General features: G+C 70.3%; 11 protein-coding genes, 1 tRNA gene and 1 pseudogene. 5 read left to right on the plus strand and 8 right to left on the minus strand.

Features of this window, described 5'->3' with window-relative positions; all coding sequences use genetic code 11:
* Positions 1–821 (minus strand): annotated as a pseudogene (locus tag Q0P88_RS08420) (hypothetical protein); the annotation flags it as partial.
* Positions 822–1,059: 238 nt separating this feature from the next.
* Here Q0P88_RS08420 and Q0P88_RS08425 point away from each other — a divergent pair.
* From Q0P88_RS08425 to Q0P88_RS08440, 4 genes are all read left to right on the plus strand, one after another.
* A complete protein-coding gene (locus Q0P88_RS08425) occupies positions 1,060–1,752 on the plus strand; it encodes a phosphocholine cytidylyltransferase family protein (protein WP_295013045.1) in 693 nt (230 codons plus the stop codon).
* Positions 1,753–1,852: 100 nt separating this feature from the next.
* Complete coding sequence (locus Q0P88_RS08430) at positions 1,853–2,830, plus strand: hypothetical protein (RefSeq protein ID WP_295013047.1); 978 nt, start codon at positions 1,853–1,855, stop codon at positions 2,828–2,830.
* 103 nt (positions 2,831–2,933) lie between these two features.
* Complete coding sequence (locus Q0P88_RS08435; protein WP_295013049.1) at positions 2,934–3,233, plus strand: hypothetical protein; 300 nt, start codon at positions 2,934–2,936, stop codon at positions 3,231–3,233.
* 150 nt (positions 3,234–3,383) lie between these two features.
* Positions 3,384–4,421: a glycosyltransferase gene (locus tag Q0P88_RS08440; RefSeq protein ID WP_295013214.1), complete on the plus strand. Its 1,038-nt coding sequence runs from the start codon at positions 3,384–3,386 to the stop codon at positions 4,419–4,421.
* A gap of 12 nt (positions 4,422–4,433) precedes the next feature.
* Here Q0P88_RS08440 and Q0P88_RS08445 read toward each other — a convergent pair whose 3' ends face one another.
* From Q0P88_RS08445 to Q0P88_RS08455, 3 genes are all read right to left on the minus strand, one after another.
* Entirely contained in the window at positions 4,434–5,888 is a 1,455-nt protein-coding gene (locus Q0P88_RS08445) for a CDP-glycerol glycerophosphotransferase family protein (RefSeq protein WP_295013051.1), read from the minus strand.
* The gene (locus Q0P88_RS08450) at positions 5,885–7,132 is read right to left on the minus strand and encodes a CDP-glycerol glycerophosphotransferase family protein (protein WP_295013053.1); all 1,248 of its coding nucleotides are present in this window, start codon (positions 7,130–7,132) and stop codon (positions 5,885–5,887) included. Before Q0P88_RS08450 ends, Q0P88_RS08445 begins: the two co-directional genes overlap by 4 nt.
* 111 nt (positions 7,133–7,243) lie before the next feature.
* The gene (locus Q0P88_RS08455; RefSeq protein ID WP_295013055.1) at positions 7,244–8,752 is read right to left on the minus strand and encodes a S1C family serine protease; all 1,509 of its coding nucleotides are present in this window, start codon (positions 8,750–8,752) and stop codon (positions 7,244–7,246) included.
* 98 nt (positions 8,753–8,850) lie between these two features.
* Here Q0P88_RS08455 and Q0P88_RS08460 point away from each other — a divergent pair, with 98 nt between their 5' ends.
* A complete protein-coding gene (locus Q0P88_RS08460) occupies positions 8,851–10,059 on the plus strand; it encodes an aminotransferase class I/II-fold pyridoxal phosphate-dependent enzyme (RefSeq protein WP_295013057.1) in 1,209 nt (402 codons plus the stop codon).
* A gap of 16 nt (positions 10,060–10,075) precedes the next feature.
* Here Q0P88_RS08460 and Q0P88_RS08465 read toward each other — a convergent pair whose 3' ends face one another.
* From Q0P88_RS08465 to Q0P88_RS08480, 4 genes are all read right to left on the minus strand, one after another.
* Positions 10,076–10,873, minus strand: a complete 798-nt coding sequence (locus tag Q0P88_RS08465; protein ID WP_295013059.1) for a carbon-nitrogen hydrolase family protein — start codon at positions 10,871–10,873, stop codon at positions 10,076–10,078.
* A 72-nt stretch (positions 10,874–10,945) separates the two neighbouring features.
* Positions 10,946–11,019: transfer RNA gene (locus Q0P88_RS08470), tRNA-Met, on the minus strand.
* Positions 11,020–11,067: 48 nt separating this feature from the next.
* The gene (locus tag Q0P88_RS08475) at positions 11,068–13,992 is read right to left on the minus strand and encodes a UPF0182 family protein (protein ID WP_295013061.1); all 2,925 of its coding nucleotides are present in this window, start codon (positions 13,990–13,992) and stop codon (positions 11,068–11,070) included.
* Positions 13,993–14,025: 33 nt separating this feature from the next.
* Positions 14,026–15,141 (minus strand): PDZ domain-containing protein, encoded by a 1,116-nt coding sequence (locus tag Q0P88_RS08480; protein ID WP_295013063.1) that lies wholly within the window; start codon positions 15,139–15,141, stop codon positions 14,026–14,028.
* Between the last annotated feature and the right edge of the window lie 90 nt (positions 15,142–15,231).

Consider the following 15,231-nt stretch of genomic DNA (forward strand, 5'->3'; position numbering starts at 1 on the left):
TCTGAGGGGATGGCTTCTGAGGGGATGGCTTCTGAGGGGATGGCTTCTGAGGGGACGACGTCAGACCGGGCGGCTTCGGCCTTCCGCGCCGCGGATGCGCGTCCGTCCTCGGTCTCGGTCTCGGTCTCGGTCTCGGTCTCGGTCTCGGTCTCGACGATCGTGCTGTCCGTGGGGACGTCGGTCGTCGTCGCGAGACGCTGCCTCGTCCCCGCCGACGAACCTGTCCCCTCGGGCGACGAACCTTTCCCCTCGCGCGACGACGTCGCGGGGTTCGCCAGGACGATCTCGTCGATCGTCGCGGCGGCGCTCGGCAGGGTGGACTCCTCGCCCTTCCGGCTCTTCCCGGCGCCCTTCGCCGCCGGGGCCTTCGAGGTCCTCTTCGCCGCCGTGGGCCTCGGGGTCGTCTTCGGGGTCGTGGCTTTCGCCGTGGCCCTGCCCGTCGACGACGGAGACGACGTCCCCTTCTTCCCGGTCGTCCGCGACGTCCGGGAGCCAGCCGGAGTGCGCGGAGCGGAGGCCTTCACCGCGGCGACCCTGGCCGCGGACTCCTTGGCCGCTTCGGCGGCCGTCTCCGTCTTGCGGGCGGCGGCCTTCTGGGCAGCCGTCTTGGCCGCACTGGCGCGGACGGCGCTCGTCCGCGCCGCCGAGCGCTTCGCGGCGGCCGTCCGTGCCGCCGCGGCCTGTTCCTCGGCCTTGACCCGCGCCGTCTCGGCGGCCGTGCGGGATGCGCCGGAGCGCGGGCTCTTCGCCGCAGGGCGTCGGGGCGAAGTGGGCGGAGAGGTCTCCTCGGACGAGATGGGTTCGTTCGGTGCGGCGCTCACCTCCTCACGGTATCAACCGGAGGCCGGAAGGCCCCGGCGCGACGTCGCGGGGCGAGACATCCCGCCCCGTTCCCCGGTCCGGGGAAACCTGGGAATGTGCCCAGCACCTCATAACGGATCGGCATCGCGCTGTCCATCCCCCCGGGTTCGTCCAGGTGCGATCGCTAACATGCTCAACGGCACGAGGACGTGTCCCATCGGTGACATGACCGTGAACAAACGTGACAGGAGCAGTTCTGTGACTCTTCAGACCATCATTCTCGCTGCCGGGATGGGATCGCGCCTGGGGCGCTCCCTCCCGAAGCCGCTGACCGAGCTCAACGACGGACGCTCGATCATGCAGCAGCAGCACGACAACATCCACGCCGCCTTCGGCGACGACGTGCGCATCACGACGATCGTCGGCTACCGCGCCGAGACCGTCATCGAGGCGTTCCCCGACGTGAACTACGTGCACAACGAGCGGTACGACGAGACCAACACCTCGAAGAGCCTCCTGCGCGGACTCGCCGCGACCGGCCGCAAGGGCGTGCTGTGGATGAACGGCGACGTCGTGTTCGACCCGCGCATCCTCGGCCGGGCGATCGAGTTCATCGAGCGCGACCAGTCCTTCGTCACCGTCAACACCGCCAAGGTGAGCGACGAGGAGGTCAAGTACACGGTCGACGCCGAGGGCTTCATCAAGGAACTGTCCAAGACGGTCGAGGGCGGGATCGGCGAGGCCGTCGGGATCAACTACATCTCCTCGCGCGACAAGCAGGCCTTCCTGCGCCAGCTGCAGCGGGTCGACGATCAGGACTACTTCGAGCGCGGCCTCGAGCTCGCGATCGTGGAGAACGGTCTGCGGCTCGAACCGATGGACATCTCGGACCTCTACGCGGTCGAGGTCGACTTCGCCGAGGACCTGGAACGGGCGAACCTCTTCGTCTGACGTCGGCGCACACCGATCGAGAGCCCGTTCCGCGGATCGCCGCGGGACGGGCTCTCGGCGTTCCGGCATGTTCGCAGACGGGCGTCGTAGGCTCTGGCCTATGGGCCGCAGAGATGAGAAGGTGCATCGGATCCATTCCCTGCCGGAGGACGCACCGTGGTCGGGAGCCGTCCCGCCGCAGGGCTCCTCCGAGCATCCGGCGATGATCCGCGGGCTGGATCGCGTGCTCGCCGTACAGCGCCCGCTCGTGCTCGCGCACATCCGCAGCATCCGCCTGCGCCACCCGCACGCCTCGCCGGCCGAGATCATCACCCTGTTGGAACGCCGCTATCTCGCCGCCGTGACGACGGGCGGGGCGGCCGTCGGGGCGACGGCGGTGATCCCCGGCATCACGACGGGCGTCACCCTCGCCCTCTCCGGGGTCGAGACCGCCGGGTTCGTCGAGTCCACGGCCCTCTTCGCGCAGTCCATCGCCGAGGTGCACGGCATCTCCGTGACGAACCCGGATCGGGCGCGGGCGCTCGTGATGACCCTCATGCTCGGCAAGGAAGGCGTCGATCTCATCCGCCAGCTCGCGGGACAGGCAGCGGGACAGGGGGTCGCGCGGTCGGCCTACTGGGGCGAGCTGATCACGAAGTCGCTGCCTCGTGCCGCGGTCGGACCGCTGGCCGACCGGCTGAAGGGCATGCTCATCAAGCACTTCGCCGGCGTCGGAGGCGCCTCGTTCCTCGGCAAGGCCCTTCCGTTCGGCGTCGGTGCGGTGATCGGCGGCGCCGGCAACCACGTGCTCGGCCGCCGCGTGCTGACGAGTTCGCGGAAGGCCTTCGGGACGCCCCCGCACCTGCTGCCCGCGGAGCTCGAGCCGGTGCCCGGTGCCGAGCGGATCGAGCGGCGCGTGCTGCGCGGCGCTCAGCTGGCGGGCTCGGCCGTCGCAGGGGCGGCCGGATCCGCGGCGCGCGGCGTCGGCGTCGTGGGACGACGAGCGAAGGACGTCGTCGCGCGCCGCAGGGGCGAGATCTCGGCGCCCGAGGCACCGGGACCGACCCCGCCTGCGGCGCCCCCGTCCGATCCCGCCTGATCGTCCTGCACAGCACGACCGTGCGCCGATGTGCGCACAGGTTCCGTGTTCCCTGCCTGCGGCGGCGAGGGCGGCGTCCGGGACCGCCCCTAGCGTTGCGCGCATGATCCTCTCCCCCGGACCGCCCGACGATCCCGATCCGTCGTATCCGGTGCCGTGGTCGGTCGATCGTCGCGACAGGGCGCACCCGGTCATCACCAATCGGGGCGGGACGAGCACCTTCGTCCGTGCGTTCGCCCGCACCACCCTCGACCCGGGGAGGACCATGCTGTGGGGACAGGTCGCCCCCGGTGACCAGCTCGAGGTCTGCCTGTGCGGCACCGACCTCGACGACGTGGTCGTCACGGTCGCCTGGTTCCGTACCGAGGACGGCCTCGAGTACGTCTGGCGGTTCGTCGTCTGAGCCGGCGGCGCGCCCGGACTCGCGTCCTGCGGGCATGGAGCCGGGACATGAAAGGATCGACGGGTGACTCAGAGCGATCCCTCCTCCCGCGCGGAGGAGGCCGTGCCCCCCGGAGACGGCCCCGCGCCGGGCACCGGCGTGTCGTTCGTCATGCCGGTGCTCAACGAGCGCCGCTACCTCGAACACGCCGTGGCATCGGTCCTCGCGCAGGACGTCGGCGGTCCGACGGAACTGGTGCTGGCCCTCGGACCCTCGACGGACGGCACAACCGAGCTCGCGATGCGGCTCGCGGCCGCGGAGCCGCGGCTACGGATCGTGCACAACCCGGCCGCGCACATCCCTGTCGGGCTGAACCTCGCGATCCTCGCGAGCACTCATCCGACGATCATCCGCGTGGACGCGCACTCCGAGCTCTCCCCCGGCTATGCACGGCGCGGGCTGGAGACTCTCGCTCGCACGGGTGCCGCCAACGTCGGCGGCGTGATGCGCGCCGACGGCCGCACGCCGTTCCAGGCGGCCGTCGCCCGTGCGTACAACTCGCCGGTCGGACTCGGGGGCGGCAGCTATCACGGCGGCACCAGGGAGGGGCCCGCAGAATCCGCCTACCTCGGCGTCCTGCGCCGCGCCGTGCTCGACGAGGTCGGGCTGTTCGACGAGACGATCCGCCGTGGCGAAGACTGGGAGCTGAACCTGCGCATCCGTCGCGCCGGGCACACGGTCTGGTTCGATCCCGAGCTGTCCGTGACCTACTGGCCCCGGGAGAGCTGGATCCGCCTGGCGAGGCAGTTCCGCGCGACCGGCGCCTGGCGGGGCGAACTGGTGCGCCGATACGGTCGTCGCAACGGCGTGCGGTTCTTCGCTCCTCCGGCGCTCGTGCTGCTCGTCGCGCTCGCGCTCGTGATCGGCGTGCTCCAGGTCACCGGCGTGCTCTCCGGTCTCGGCGCGCTGATCGCGTCGCTCGTCTACGTTCCGCTGGCCGCCTACGCCCTGCTCGTCGCCGCGATGGCGCTCGCGCCGGGAAGACCCGCGGATCCGGTCCGCACACCGCGGGAGCGGATCTGGACGCTCGCGGTGCTGCCCACCATGCACCTGTCCTGGGGGCTGGGGTTCCTGGGCGGGATCCTCCGCGGCGCCGGCGACACCGTGGACGCGTCACGGCTCGGGACGCGCAACACGCCGCTCCCCTAGTCGTCCAACGCCCTAGGCGTCCAACCAGCCGAGGTCGAGGATCCGGTCGACCACGCGTCGGGCGGCGCTCCCGTCGTCGCGACCGTTGAACTGGGCTTGCCAGGCGACGTACTTCGGCGCGTGCGCGGCGACCGCGGAGACGTCCTCGAGAGCGTGGACGAGCTCCTCCTGGGTCCGCAGCAGAGGACCGGGCGCTCGCGCGGCCAGGTCGAAGTAGAAGCCGCGCAGCTCGCCCCGGTAGTGCTCCAGGTCGGGGACGAGGAAGTACATCGGCTTGCCGGTCGCGCTGAAGTCGAACATCACCGAGGAGTAGTCGGTGATGAGGGCATCGGCGACGAGCAGCAGCTCCGCGGTGTCCGGGTAGCCGGTGACGTCGATCACGCGAGCGCCCTCGTGGTCGCGTCCCGGGCGGATCGTCCTCGAGTGCCCGCGGACGAGGACCACCGCGTCCGCCGCCTTCGCCAGCGCATTCGGATCCACGAAATCGACCATCTCGGACCGGTCGTCGCGCCAGGTCGGCGCATAGAGCAGCACACGCTCGGACGCGTCGATCCCGAGCGCCGAACGGATCGAGGCGGCGTCACCCGCCGTCAGGACGTCGTTGCGCGGATAGCCGTCGACCCAGACCGGGCGACGCAGGAAGGCGTAGGCCTTGCCGAGCACGCGAGCCGCGTACGGGTTCTGCGCGAGCAGCACGTCCCAGCGACGCGACTCGCGGATCACCGCGAGCCACCGCCGCGGATGGAAGCCCGCGCGGTGAAGGGCGAGCCGCTTGAGCGGTGTGCCGTGCCAGGTCTGCAGCACCCTCTGTCCCGCTTTGCGGACGAACCGCCGCCGCAACCAGTCGTTGACGACGAGAAGTCGCGCGTCCGCCCGCGCGCGCCACCACTCCGGGGAACCTTCGATCACGGCCACCGCGCCATCGGGGACGGGGACGGACAGGTCGACCACGCTCCAGTATCGCGTGACGTGGGGTGCCCGGCGGGCGAGCTCACGGTCGATCGCACCCGGATTGCAGCCGCTGGACTGCCCGTAGAACGACTCGAAGAAGACCGCGTTCTCGTTCGAGCCGGGCGAGGACGCGTACCGGCTCTCCAGAGCGAGCCGTCCCTCGGCGCTCTCGTACGCCGGATCGATCGGCGGGGCGATACGGACGACACCCTCCCCGGCCGAGACGCGCAGCTCGGCGAGCGGCGTCGCCGCAAGCTCCACGTCGCGCAGGATCGCGCCGTCCGCGCGCACCGTGTAGTCCCCGCTCGGCAGCGGCAGGTCGGGGCCGCCCCAGCGGGAGACGTGCAGCGGCACGACCGCGTCCCAGGTCGGCGCGTCCCCGCCGTCGCCGGCGCCCGCGATGGTCGTCGCCGCGACCACGGCGCGCGGTCCGGCGAGCTCCACCTCCTGCGGGGTCGGTCCCGTACCCGTGATGAGCAGCGCCTGCTGCGCCTCGTCGACGCGGACGGTCGTCATGCGATTCCCTTCGATCGGGTGCGTGCGGCGATCGCCGCGTAGACGCGCTCGGCGTTGCGTCCGTCGCGATGGGCGTGCACGCCCTCGCTCAACGCCCGGGAGCGCTCACGGCGTCGCGCGCTCTCCGCCTCGTCGGAGAGCGTCGCATGGAGCTGGGCGATCGCACTCGTCCAGTCCCGTGCAGCGTCCTGCCCCGCCACCTCGGCGTAGTGCCCGTAGAAGCCGCGGGTGAGCGCGTACAGCTCGGGGTCAGGGGCCAGGAACACCACGGGCAGCGGAAGAAGTCCCACGTCGTAGGCGAGCGAGGAGTAGTCGGTGACGAGCACGTCGACGGCGGGGAGCAGCGGGGTGATGTCCGCCACGAGCGCGGATCCGATGCTGCGCACGCGGTCGGTGTCCACCGGCGGCCGGTAGTCGCCCTCCCCCAGGGGATGCGAGCGCACGAGCAGCACGGCGTCGTCCCGTTCGAGGGTCTCGATGATCCGCGTCCACTCCGCCGCCGAGGGGACGGCGGGATCGGGCGCGCCGTCGCGCCAGGTGGGCGCATACAGCACGACCCTGGTCCCAGCCGGGATCGATCCGACCGCGACGTCGCGCAGTGCCACGGCGTGCGATCGACGTTCCTCTGCGTCCCCCGCCGACAGCACGTCGACCCGCGGTTCGCCGGTGACGAGCACCTGTTCGACGCCGAGCGCGAAGGCGGACTCGAGCCGGCCGCGCGCGCGATCCGAGGCGGCGGGAAGGACTCGGATCCGTCGCGTCTGTCCGCGATACAGCGCGCCGAGCAGACGCTGCACGGGGGTGAAGCGCGGCAGGATCCCGCTCTGCACGGTGGCCGGGGAGTCGAGACCGATCCGCTTGAGGGGGATGCCGTGCCACAGCTGCACGAGAAAGGCTCCCCCGGTCGCGTAGCGGTTCGCGTCCCCGAAGCCGTGGGTGACGACGACGACCCCGGCGCGCGCCGTGGCCCACCAGCCGCGCCACCCGTGTTTGGGGATCGAAGGGATGCCGAGGGCCAGCGCCTCTCGCTCCTCGCGCTCGGATCCGGTGAGCCAGACCGGTCGGACGCCGGCGGCCAGGGCGACCCGGTACAGGGCGAGGGCGCCGTCCCCGATGCCGGCTCCGCAGCCGATCACCCAACCGCTTCCGCGGGGGACGACGGCGGTGCCGAGGCGTCCGGCGAGGTAGAGCGGGATGCGCAGCAGCTTGCCGGCGTTGCCCGCACGAAAGGAGAAGGACGCCACCCCGCGAGCCTACCCGTCGGCGGAGCCGACTGTCGCTGCGTGATGACGTCCCTCGTGGATCGGAGATCCGGGTTCGTCGGATCGGACGGCGTGCCGCCCGTGGTCAGACGGTCACTGGGAGAGCGTGCCCAGGGTGACCTTGACGTCCTGCTCCTGGCCGTTGCGCACGATCGTCAGCGTCGCCGTGCTCCCGCCCGCGACCGAGCGCACCTGCGCCGTGAGGTCGCTCGCGTCGGTGATGGGGGTGCCGTTGAAACCGGTGACGATGTCGCCCTTCTGCAGGGCGGCGGCGGCGGCCGCGCCCCCGTTGCTCACCGAGGCGATCGCGGCTCCGACGACGCTCGCGCCCTTGAGGGAGCTCGCGTCCTGCACGGATGCCCCGAGCAGGCCGTGGGTGGCCTTGCCGTTGTCGATGATGTCCTGCGCGATGCGGTGCGCGATGTCGGACGGGATCGCGAAGCCGACGCCGATGTTGCCGCTCTGCCCCGAGGACGAGGAGGAGGATCCCGCGCTGGCGATGGCGACGTTCACGCCGATGAGCTTGCCGTCGCTGTCCACGAGCGCGCCGCCGGAGTTCCCTGGGTTGATGGCCGCGTCGGTCTGGATCACCGAGATCGAGATCGTCTCGGCCTGGCTGCTCGACGATCCCGAGCCGCGGCCGGGGATGTCGAACTGGAACGGCTGCTGGCCGTCGTTCGGCGTCTGCTGCTGCGAGTCGCCGCTGCCGTCGGAGGGAGCCGCGGAGGACTGGATCTGGATCGAGCGGTTGAGCGCGCTCACGATGCCGGTGGTGACCGAGTTCGACAGTCCCAGGGGGGCGCCGACGGCGACGGTCATCGAGCCGACGTTGACCTTCGAGGAGTCCGCGAACTCCATCGGGGTCAGATCGGAGCCGTCCTTGACCTTGATCACGGCCATGTCGTAGGTGGGATCGATCCCGACGACGGTCGCCGTCATGATCTTGCCGTCCGAGGTGGTCACGGTGATGGTCGGGTCGGCCACCTCGCCGTCGAGGGTCACGACGTGCGCGTTCGTGAGGATGTGACCCTGCTTGTCGAGGATGATTCCGGAGCCGGAACCGGCCGCACTGGATCCGGACACGTTGATCGTCACGACGGAGGGGACCGCCTTGGCCGCGATCGCGGTAGCCTCGGACACGGACTCGGGGTTGTTGACGGTGACCGTGCTCGGTCCGCTGACGCTCTTCGACGGCGACGAGGACGCGGCGAGCGAGTTGTAGCCGACCGCTCCGCCGATGCCGGCGATGCCGCCGACGAGGGCCGCCGCGATGACGATGGCCGCGACCTTGCCCCCGCCGATCCCGGAGCGGGTCTTGCGCTCCGCGGTCGCGGTGGGCGCGACGCCGAAGGCGGCGCCGGGGGCGGCGTGCGCGTGCTGGGGCGCGCCGGAGTGCGCCGACGGGCCGTAGCCCTGCGAGGCTGCGCCCTGCGGGGCAGCGGGGTCTGCGGGAACTCCGTAGCCGCCGGACGGCGGCAGGGGCTGCGTGGGGGCCGTGGCCGAGGCGTCTCCGGCGGCGGAGAAGTCGGGCGCGGCGGGAGTGGACGAGAACGAGGGGGGCACGGAATGCCCGGCGTTCTGCTGCGGCGTCTGCTCGCTCATTGTTGCTCCTTCGAACCTTGTTCCTCCACCTTGACCGCTGACTCTGTGATTTTCCTATGCCCCCGGGGAGATTCGGCTAAGCCGTTACCCTGGGCCGCATGGGAATCACGAGCGGCGCGTGGCGCCGGACCGCACAGGGCGCGGGACTGCTCTCGAGCAACGGTGAGGTCGCTCCCACCATCTTCGCCGAGATCTCGGCCCTCGCGGCGAGGACGGGCGCGATCAACCTCGGCCAGGGCTTCCCGGACGAGGACGGACCCGCCGAGGTGCTGGAGGCGGCGCAGGCCGCGATCAGGGCGGGAACCAATCAGTACCCGCCCGGCAGGGGCGCTCCGGACCTGCTGCACGCGATCGCCGAGCACCAGCGCCGCTTCTACGGTCTCGCGCTCGATCCCGAGCGGCAGATCCTCGTGACGGCGGGGGCGACCGAGGCCATCGCCGCCGCGCTCCTCGCCCTGGTGGACGGTCCGGACGATGAGATCGTGGTGTTCGAGCCCTTCTACGACTCCTACGCCGCGATCACGGCGCTGAGCGGCGCACGGCTGCGCACCGTGCCGCTCAGGGCACCGGACTTCCAGCCGGACCCCGCGGAGCTCGCCGCCGCCGTGACGGATCGTTGCCGGGTGATCCTCGTCAACGATCCGCACAACCCGACGGGTGCCGTCCTGACACCCGCGATCCGTGCCGAGATCGTCCGCCTCGCCGAACGGCACGACGCGATCATCGTCACCGACGAGGTGTACGAGCACCTCGCCTTCACCGGCCCCCATGTCCCGATCGCGACGATGGAGGGAGCCCCAGAACGCACCCTGACCATCTCGTCGGCGGGCAAGACGTTCTCCGTGACCGGATGGAAGATCGGCTGGATCCACGGACCCGCGGAGCTGGTCACCGCGGTGCTGAGCGTCAAGCAATTCCTCACCTACGTGAACGGAGCGCCCTTCCAGCCCGCGGTCGCCACGGGACTGCGTCTGCCCGACGCCTTCTTCGAGGATGCCGCCGAGACGCTGAAGGCCAAGCACGAGCTGCTCGCCGAGGGCCTGCTCGCCGCGGGCTTCGGCGTGCATCGTCCCGCCGGAGGCTATTTCACGGTCGCGGACGCCTCTGCGATCGACGGCGCGGACGCCGCCGCATTCTGCCGCAGCCTGCCGGAACGGATCGGCGTGGCCGCGATCCCACTCACGGCGTTCGTGCGTCCGGAGCACCGGGCGGACTACGCCGGCCTCGTGCGCTTCGCCGCGTGCAAACGCCCCGAGGTGATCGCGGAGGCGTCCTCCAGGCTCGCCGGGCTTCGGGGCACCCGCTGAGCTCCGCGGGACGCCGTCAGCGCGGCACGACGCCGTAGCGGCGCAGTCGCAGCACGGGATTGACCTCGCGCACCGTCGCCACCGCGGACGCGTCCAGCTCCGCGATCGCGATGCCCTCCCCCGTGCCGACCCCGGCGACCACGACGCCCTGGGGGTCGACCACGGCCGAGTGCCCCACCCCGATCGGCGTCGGATGGTCGGCGGCGACGACGTACGCGGTGCTCTCGATCGCCCGGGCGGCGAGCAGCGTCGTCCAGTGGTGCTCCTTGAGTGGGCCGCGCACCCACTCGGCCGGGACGAGGATCGCCTCCGCCCCCGCGTCGACGAGCGTGCGGGCGACCTCGGGGAAGCGCAGGTCGTAGCAGGTCATCATGCCGAAGGTGAGGCCCGAAAGGGCGAACGTCGCCGCCTGCGGGACCTCGCCCTGCTCGATCCAGGTCGACTCCGCCTGCCCGAAGGCGTCGTACAGATGCTGTTTGCGGTAGACCGCGACGATCCCCGACGCGTCGAGCGCCACGAGCGTGTTGCGGGTGCGCCCGGCGCCCGCCCGCTCGACGAGGCCGGCGACGACGACGACGTCGAACGCCGCCGCGAGGCGCCGCAGCTCCGCGGCGAAGGGACCGTCGAGATCCTCCGCGTTCTCGGCGAGCGAGGCGTCCATCGGTTCGACGAAATAACTGGAGTACTCCGGAAGGACCACGAGGCGCGCGCCGCGGCCTGCGGCCGTCGCGACGAGCGCGGCGATCCGCTCACGGTTCGCCGCCCGGTCGGCGGTCGGGGCGAACTGGCACACGGCGACGGCGAGAGCGGTCATGCCTCCATCTTGCCGCACGCAGAACGAAGGCCCCCTGATCGGGATTTCTCCTGATCAGGGGGCCTTCTCTTGTTGCGGGGACAGGATTTGAACCTGCGACCTCCGGGTTATGAGCCCGGCGAGCTACCGAACTGCTCCACCCCGCGGCACAAGAAATGAGCCTAGCACGGGATTCGGCGCAGCGCCAATCGGAGCTACTTCGAGGTCGTCGAACCGCTCCCCTCGAGCTGGATGAGCTTGTTCACGGCATCGGTCAGCTTCTTGTCCTGCGCGGCGAACTCGGTCAGGTCGCCCGCCTTGAAGGCCGCGTCCCTCGCGAGCATCGCCGCCTTCGCATCCTGCAGGGCGGCCTGGATCGCGGCGGTGTCGCCGGTCGCCGGCGTGCTCGTCCCGGATCCGTCGCTCGGCGCAGGCGTCGGCGACACGTTGTTGTCGCCGCCGGTCGCTCCCGAGTCGCCGCCGAAGAGCTGGTCCAGTGCCTCGGTGAGCGTGTCCGCGAACGCGATCTTGTCGCCGAACGCGACGAGGATCTTCTGCAGCTTCGGCACCTTCGTCCCGGACGACGCCTGGACGAACACGGGCTGCACGTAGAGGAAGCCGCCGCCGACGGGCAGCGTCAGCAGGTTCCCGTGGATCACGTCCGACTGGCCGAGTTTGAGCACGTTCAGCTGCTGGGACACCGTCGTATCGGAGACGAACGTGTTGTAGACCTGCCCCGGGCCGGGGACGCTCGTGTCGGTGTCGATCTCCAGCATGCGCAGCGTGCCGTAGGTGGAGGACTTCTTGCCCGCGGTGGCGCCGGCGTCCGCATCCACGGCCAGGTAGCCCATCATGACGTTGCGGCTCACCGAGCCCTGCGACGCCGGGATGAAGGACGTGTACATCGAGTACTGCGTCTTCTCCTGCCCTGGCATCTTCATGCTCAGGTAATACGGCGGCTGGAGCTTCGGGTCGTCCTTGCTGCTCTGCGGGTCGTCCGGCGTCTCCCACTGGTTGTCCTGCCGGGCGAACGACGCGGCGTCGTTCACGTGGTAGGTGCCGAGCATGGCCCGCTGCACCTTGAACAGATCGGTCGGATAGCGCACGTGGCTCATCAGCTGGGCCGACATGTCGCTGATCGGCTTGAGCGTCGACGGGTAGATCTTCTGCCAGGTCTTCAGCACCGGATCCGCGGGATCCCACGCGTACAGCGTCACCTTGCCGTCGTAGGCGTCGACCGTCGCCTTGACCGAGTTGCGGATGTAGTTGATGTCGTCCGTGACGAAACCGGGCGCGGTGTTCACCGAGTCGGCGATGGCCTTCGGCAGGTTCACCGTGGACGAGTAGGGGTAGCTCGCGCTTGTGGTGTAGCCGTCGACGATCCAGACGATGCGCCCGTCCACGATGCTCGGATACGGGTCCCCGTCGAGAGTGAGGTAGGGCGCGGCCTTGGACACGCGGGTCGCGGGGTCGCGGTCGTAGAGGATCTGCGAGTCCGCGTTCACGCCGTCCGAGAACAGGATCTGCTCGGACTGGAACTTCAGCGCGTAGAGCAGCTTGGTGAAGAAGCCGCCGATGCGCGGTCCGCCGTCGCCCGTGAAGGTCGTCTTCGTCTGGCTCTCGCTCGAGTCCTTCCCGCGCGGGTAGTCGATCTCGACGGGCGAGGAGCCCTTGGGCGCGCCGACGATCGAGTAGGCCGGGGACTCCTCGCCGAAGTACACCCGCGGCTCGTACTTGTCGGTGTCCGTCAGCACCCCCGAGGTCGGGATGCCGCGCTCGAGGAACACCGGCTCGCCGTCATCGGTGCGCTGGTTGCCCGCCGCGGCCACGAGGCCGTATCCGTGCGTGTAGACGAGGGTGTCGTTGTTCCAGGTCTGGCTGCCGATGCGGTTGGTGTCGATCTCGCGGACGGCGACGACCGCGTCCTGCGTCTTGCCGTCGATCGTGTATCGATCGACGTCGAGAGTGTCGCCGAACTTGTAGTAGCTGCGGTACTGCTCGAGCTGCTGGAAGGTCGGTCCGATGACGTTCGGATCCATGATCCGGATGGACGCGGTCGTGTCCGCGTCGCTGCGCAGCTGGCCCGCCTCGGCCGTGGTCTGCGCCTTGAACGGCGTGGTCTGCACTCCGGCGATGCCGTAGGCGTCCTTCGTGGCCTTGATGTTGCGCTCGTAGTACTGGGTCTGCAGCTGGTTCTGGTTCGGCTTGACCTGGAACGTGTTGACCGCCCACGGGTAGGCGATGCCCAGAACGAGCGCCGCGACGATGAGCAGCGCGGTCGCGGCGAGCGGGAAGCGCCAGTGCCCGATGATCGCGGTCACGAAGAAGAGCACCGCGACGATCGCGGCGATGATCGCGAGGATCGCGAGCCCGGGGATCGTCGCGTTGACGCCGGTGAACGCGGCGCCCGTGATCCGGTCCTCGCTGCTCGTCAGCGTCTTGTAGCGGTCGAACCACAGGCTCACCGCCTGCACGAGCAGATATACGCCCGCGATCACCGCGAGCTGGACCCTGGCCGCCTTGGAGATCCGCAGCTCCCCCTGGCCGATGCGCACCGATCCGTACAGATACAGCACGATCGCCGACACGATGAGCGTGAGGATCAGCACGGCCGAGACGAAGCCCAGCAGCATCTCGTAGAAGGGCAGATCGAAGACGTAGAAGCCCTTGTCGATGCCGAACTGCGGATCGGTCGAGCCGAACGGCGTCGCATTCGCCCACTGCCACACGGTCTCCCACTGCCCCGCGGCGGCGAAGCCGGCGAACAGGCCGAAGAACACCGGCATGCCCCACATCGCGAGCCGGCGCAGCGGCTCCACCACCTCCTGGTAGCGGTCCAGCTGCGAGCTCAGCCGCACGTACACGGGGCGGAGCCGGTAGGCGAGCTGGATCGCGATGAACATCGGGACGGCCATGCCCAGGAAGCCGATCACGAACATCACCGCGGTCGCGATCCACCGGGTCGTGAGCACCTGCGAGAAGTGCAGCTGGTCGTACCAGAGGAAGTCGGTGTACATCGAGGCGAACACGAAGAACGCGGCGATGAGGACGGCGAGGATCACCACCGTCGACAGGACGATGCGTCGGGCGGTTCGGGGCGCGGCCGGGTTCGATGCCGAGGAGGTGGTCACGCCTCCCATCCTAGGTCGGCGATTTTCTCGGGAGCCTGAGCCTTACGACTTCTTCACGTCGGCGGCCGTGCAGGTCGGCAGCGCGGCCACGTCGTGGCCGTCGGCGATCGTCCTGAGGGCCGACAACGACTGCTCCAGGCTGTCGGTGCGCACGACGGTGAGACCGGAGGGAACGTGGCCGTAGACCTCGTCGCAGTTGGATCCCGGCGCGAGGAAGTACGTGGCGCCGGCGTCGCGGGCGCCGTAGAGCTTCTGCCGGATGCCGCCGATCGGTCCCACCGTGCCGTCCGCGGTGATGGTGCCCGTGCCCGCCACCTTCTTGCCGCCGTTCAGCTCGCCCGGAGTCAGCGTGTCGATGATCCCGAGCGCGAACATCATGCCCGCGCTCGGACCGCCGACGTTGTCGAGCTGGAGCTTCACGTCGATCGGGAACTGGTAGGTCTGCTGCAGCGTGATGCCCAGCAGCCAGGTCTTGGTGCCGTTGACGTCCTGAGCGCGCGGGGTCACCTCGACGTCCTTCTGCGCGTCGCCGCGGCGGATCGTGAGGCTCACCGGCGCACCGGCGCTCTTCTGGATCTGCGCGCGCATCGCATCCGTGTCGGCGGGATTGACGCCGTTCACGGCGAGCACGACGTCCTTCGGCTGGAGCAGGCCGTGCGCGGCGCCGTCGTCGACGACGGTGGCGACCGAGATCGTGACCGGCACCTCGTGACCCAGCTCGCGCAGGGCCGCCGCCGTGGCCTCCTGCTGCGAGTCGACCATCATGAGCTGGTTGGCCTGATCGCGCTGGTCGGTGCTGACGCCCTGCGGGAACACGGCATCCATCGGCACGACGGCCTTCGACGAGTCGAACCACGCCTCGACGAGCTGGACCCAGGACGGCGGATTCTCCCTATTGCCGACGACCTGCACCGTGACCAGGTCGAGCGCGCCGCCGGTCGGATAGGTGGGGGCGCCGTTCACCACGATGAGGGGCTCGCTCTTCCCCTTGGCGTCCTTCACGTCGCCGAGCGTGTTGAAGACCGGACCCGGCTGCTCGATCACGAACGGCAGCGGCAGGAAGGTGAGCACGAGCAGCGCGGCGAGCGAGACGACGAAGGCGACGAGCCCGATCCGACCGGCGCGCGACGCGCGGGCTGGTGTCTCGGTGACGGGCACAGCGGTTCCTTCCGTGCTCGTTCGCGAGCGGCGTACAGGGGGCGGCCCGGATTCCGGGCTCCTCAGAAGATCGTGCGTCTAGCGTAGTCA

The sequence above is a fragment of the uncultured Microbacterium sp. genome (assembly GCF_945952435.1).
Lineage (GTDB): Bacteria > Actinomycetota > Actinomycetes > Actinomycetales > Microbacteriaceae > Microbacterium.

Excerpts from the sequence above, each read along its gene's own strand:
- Q0P88_RS08430 (WP_295013047.1), top strand. The coding sequence starts at position 1,853 with ATGGGCCGCAGAGATGAGAAGGTGCATCGGATCCATTCCCTGCCGGAG.
- Q0P88_RS08440 (WP_295013214.1), top strand. The coding sequence starts at position 3,384 with ATGCCGGTGCTCAACGAGCGCCGCTACCTCGAACACGCCGTGGCATCG.
- Q0P88_RS08445 (WP_295013051.1), bottom strand. The coding sequence starts at position 5,888 with ATGACGACCGTCCGCGTCGACGAGGCGCAGCAGGCGCTGCTCATCACG.
- Q0P88_RS08460 (WP_295013057.1), top strand. The coding sequence starts at position 8,851 with ATGGGAATCACGAGCGGCGCGTGGCGCCGGACCGCACAGGGCGCGGGA.
- Q0P88_RS08465 (WP_295013059.1), bottom strand. The coding sequence starts at position 10,873 with ATGACCGCTCTCGCCGTCGCCGTGTGCCAGTTCGCCCCGACCGCCGAC.
- Q0P88_RS08435 (WP_295013049.1), top strand. The coding sequence starts at position 2,934 with ATGATCCTCTCCCCCGGACCGCCCGACGATCCCGATCCGTCGTATCCG.
- Q0P88_RS08475 (WP_295013061.1), bottom strand. The coding sequence starts at position 13,992 with ATGGGAGGCGTGACCACCTCCTCGGCATCGAACCCGGCCGCGCCCCGA.
- Q0P88_RS08455 (WP_295013055.1), bottom strand. The coding sequence starts at position 8,752 with ATGAGCGAGCAGACGCCGCAGCAGAACGCCGGGCATTCCGTGCCCCCC.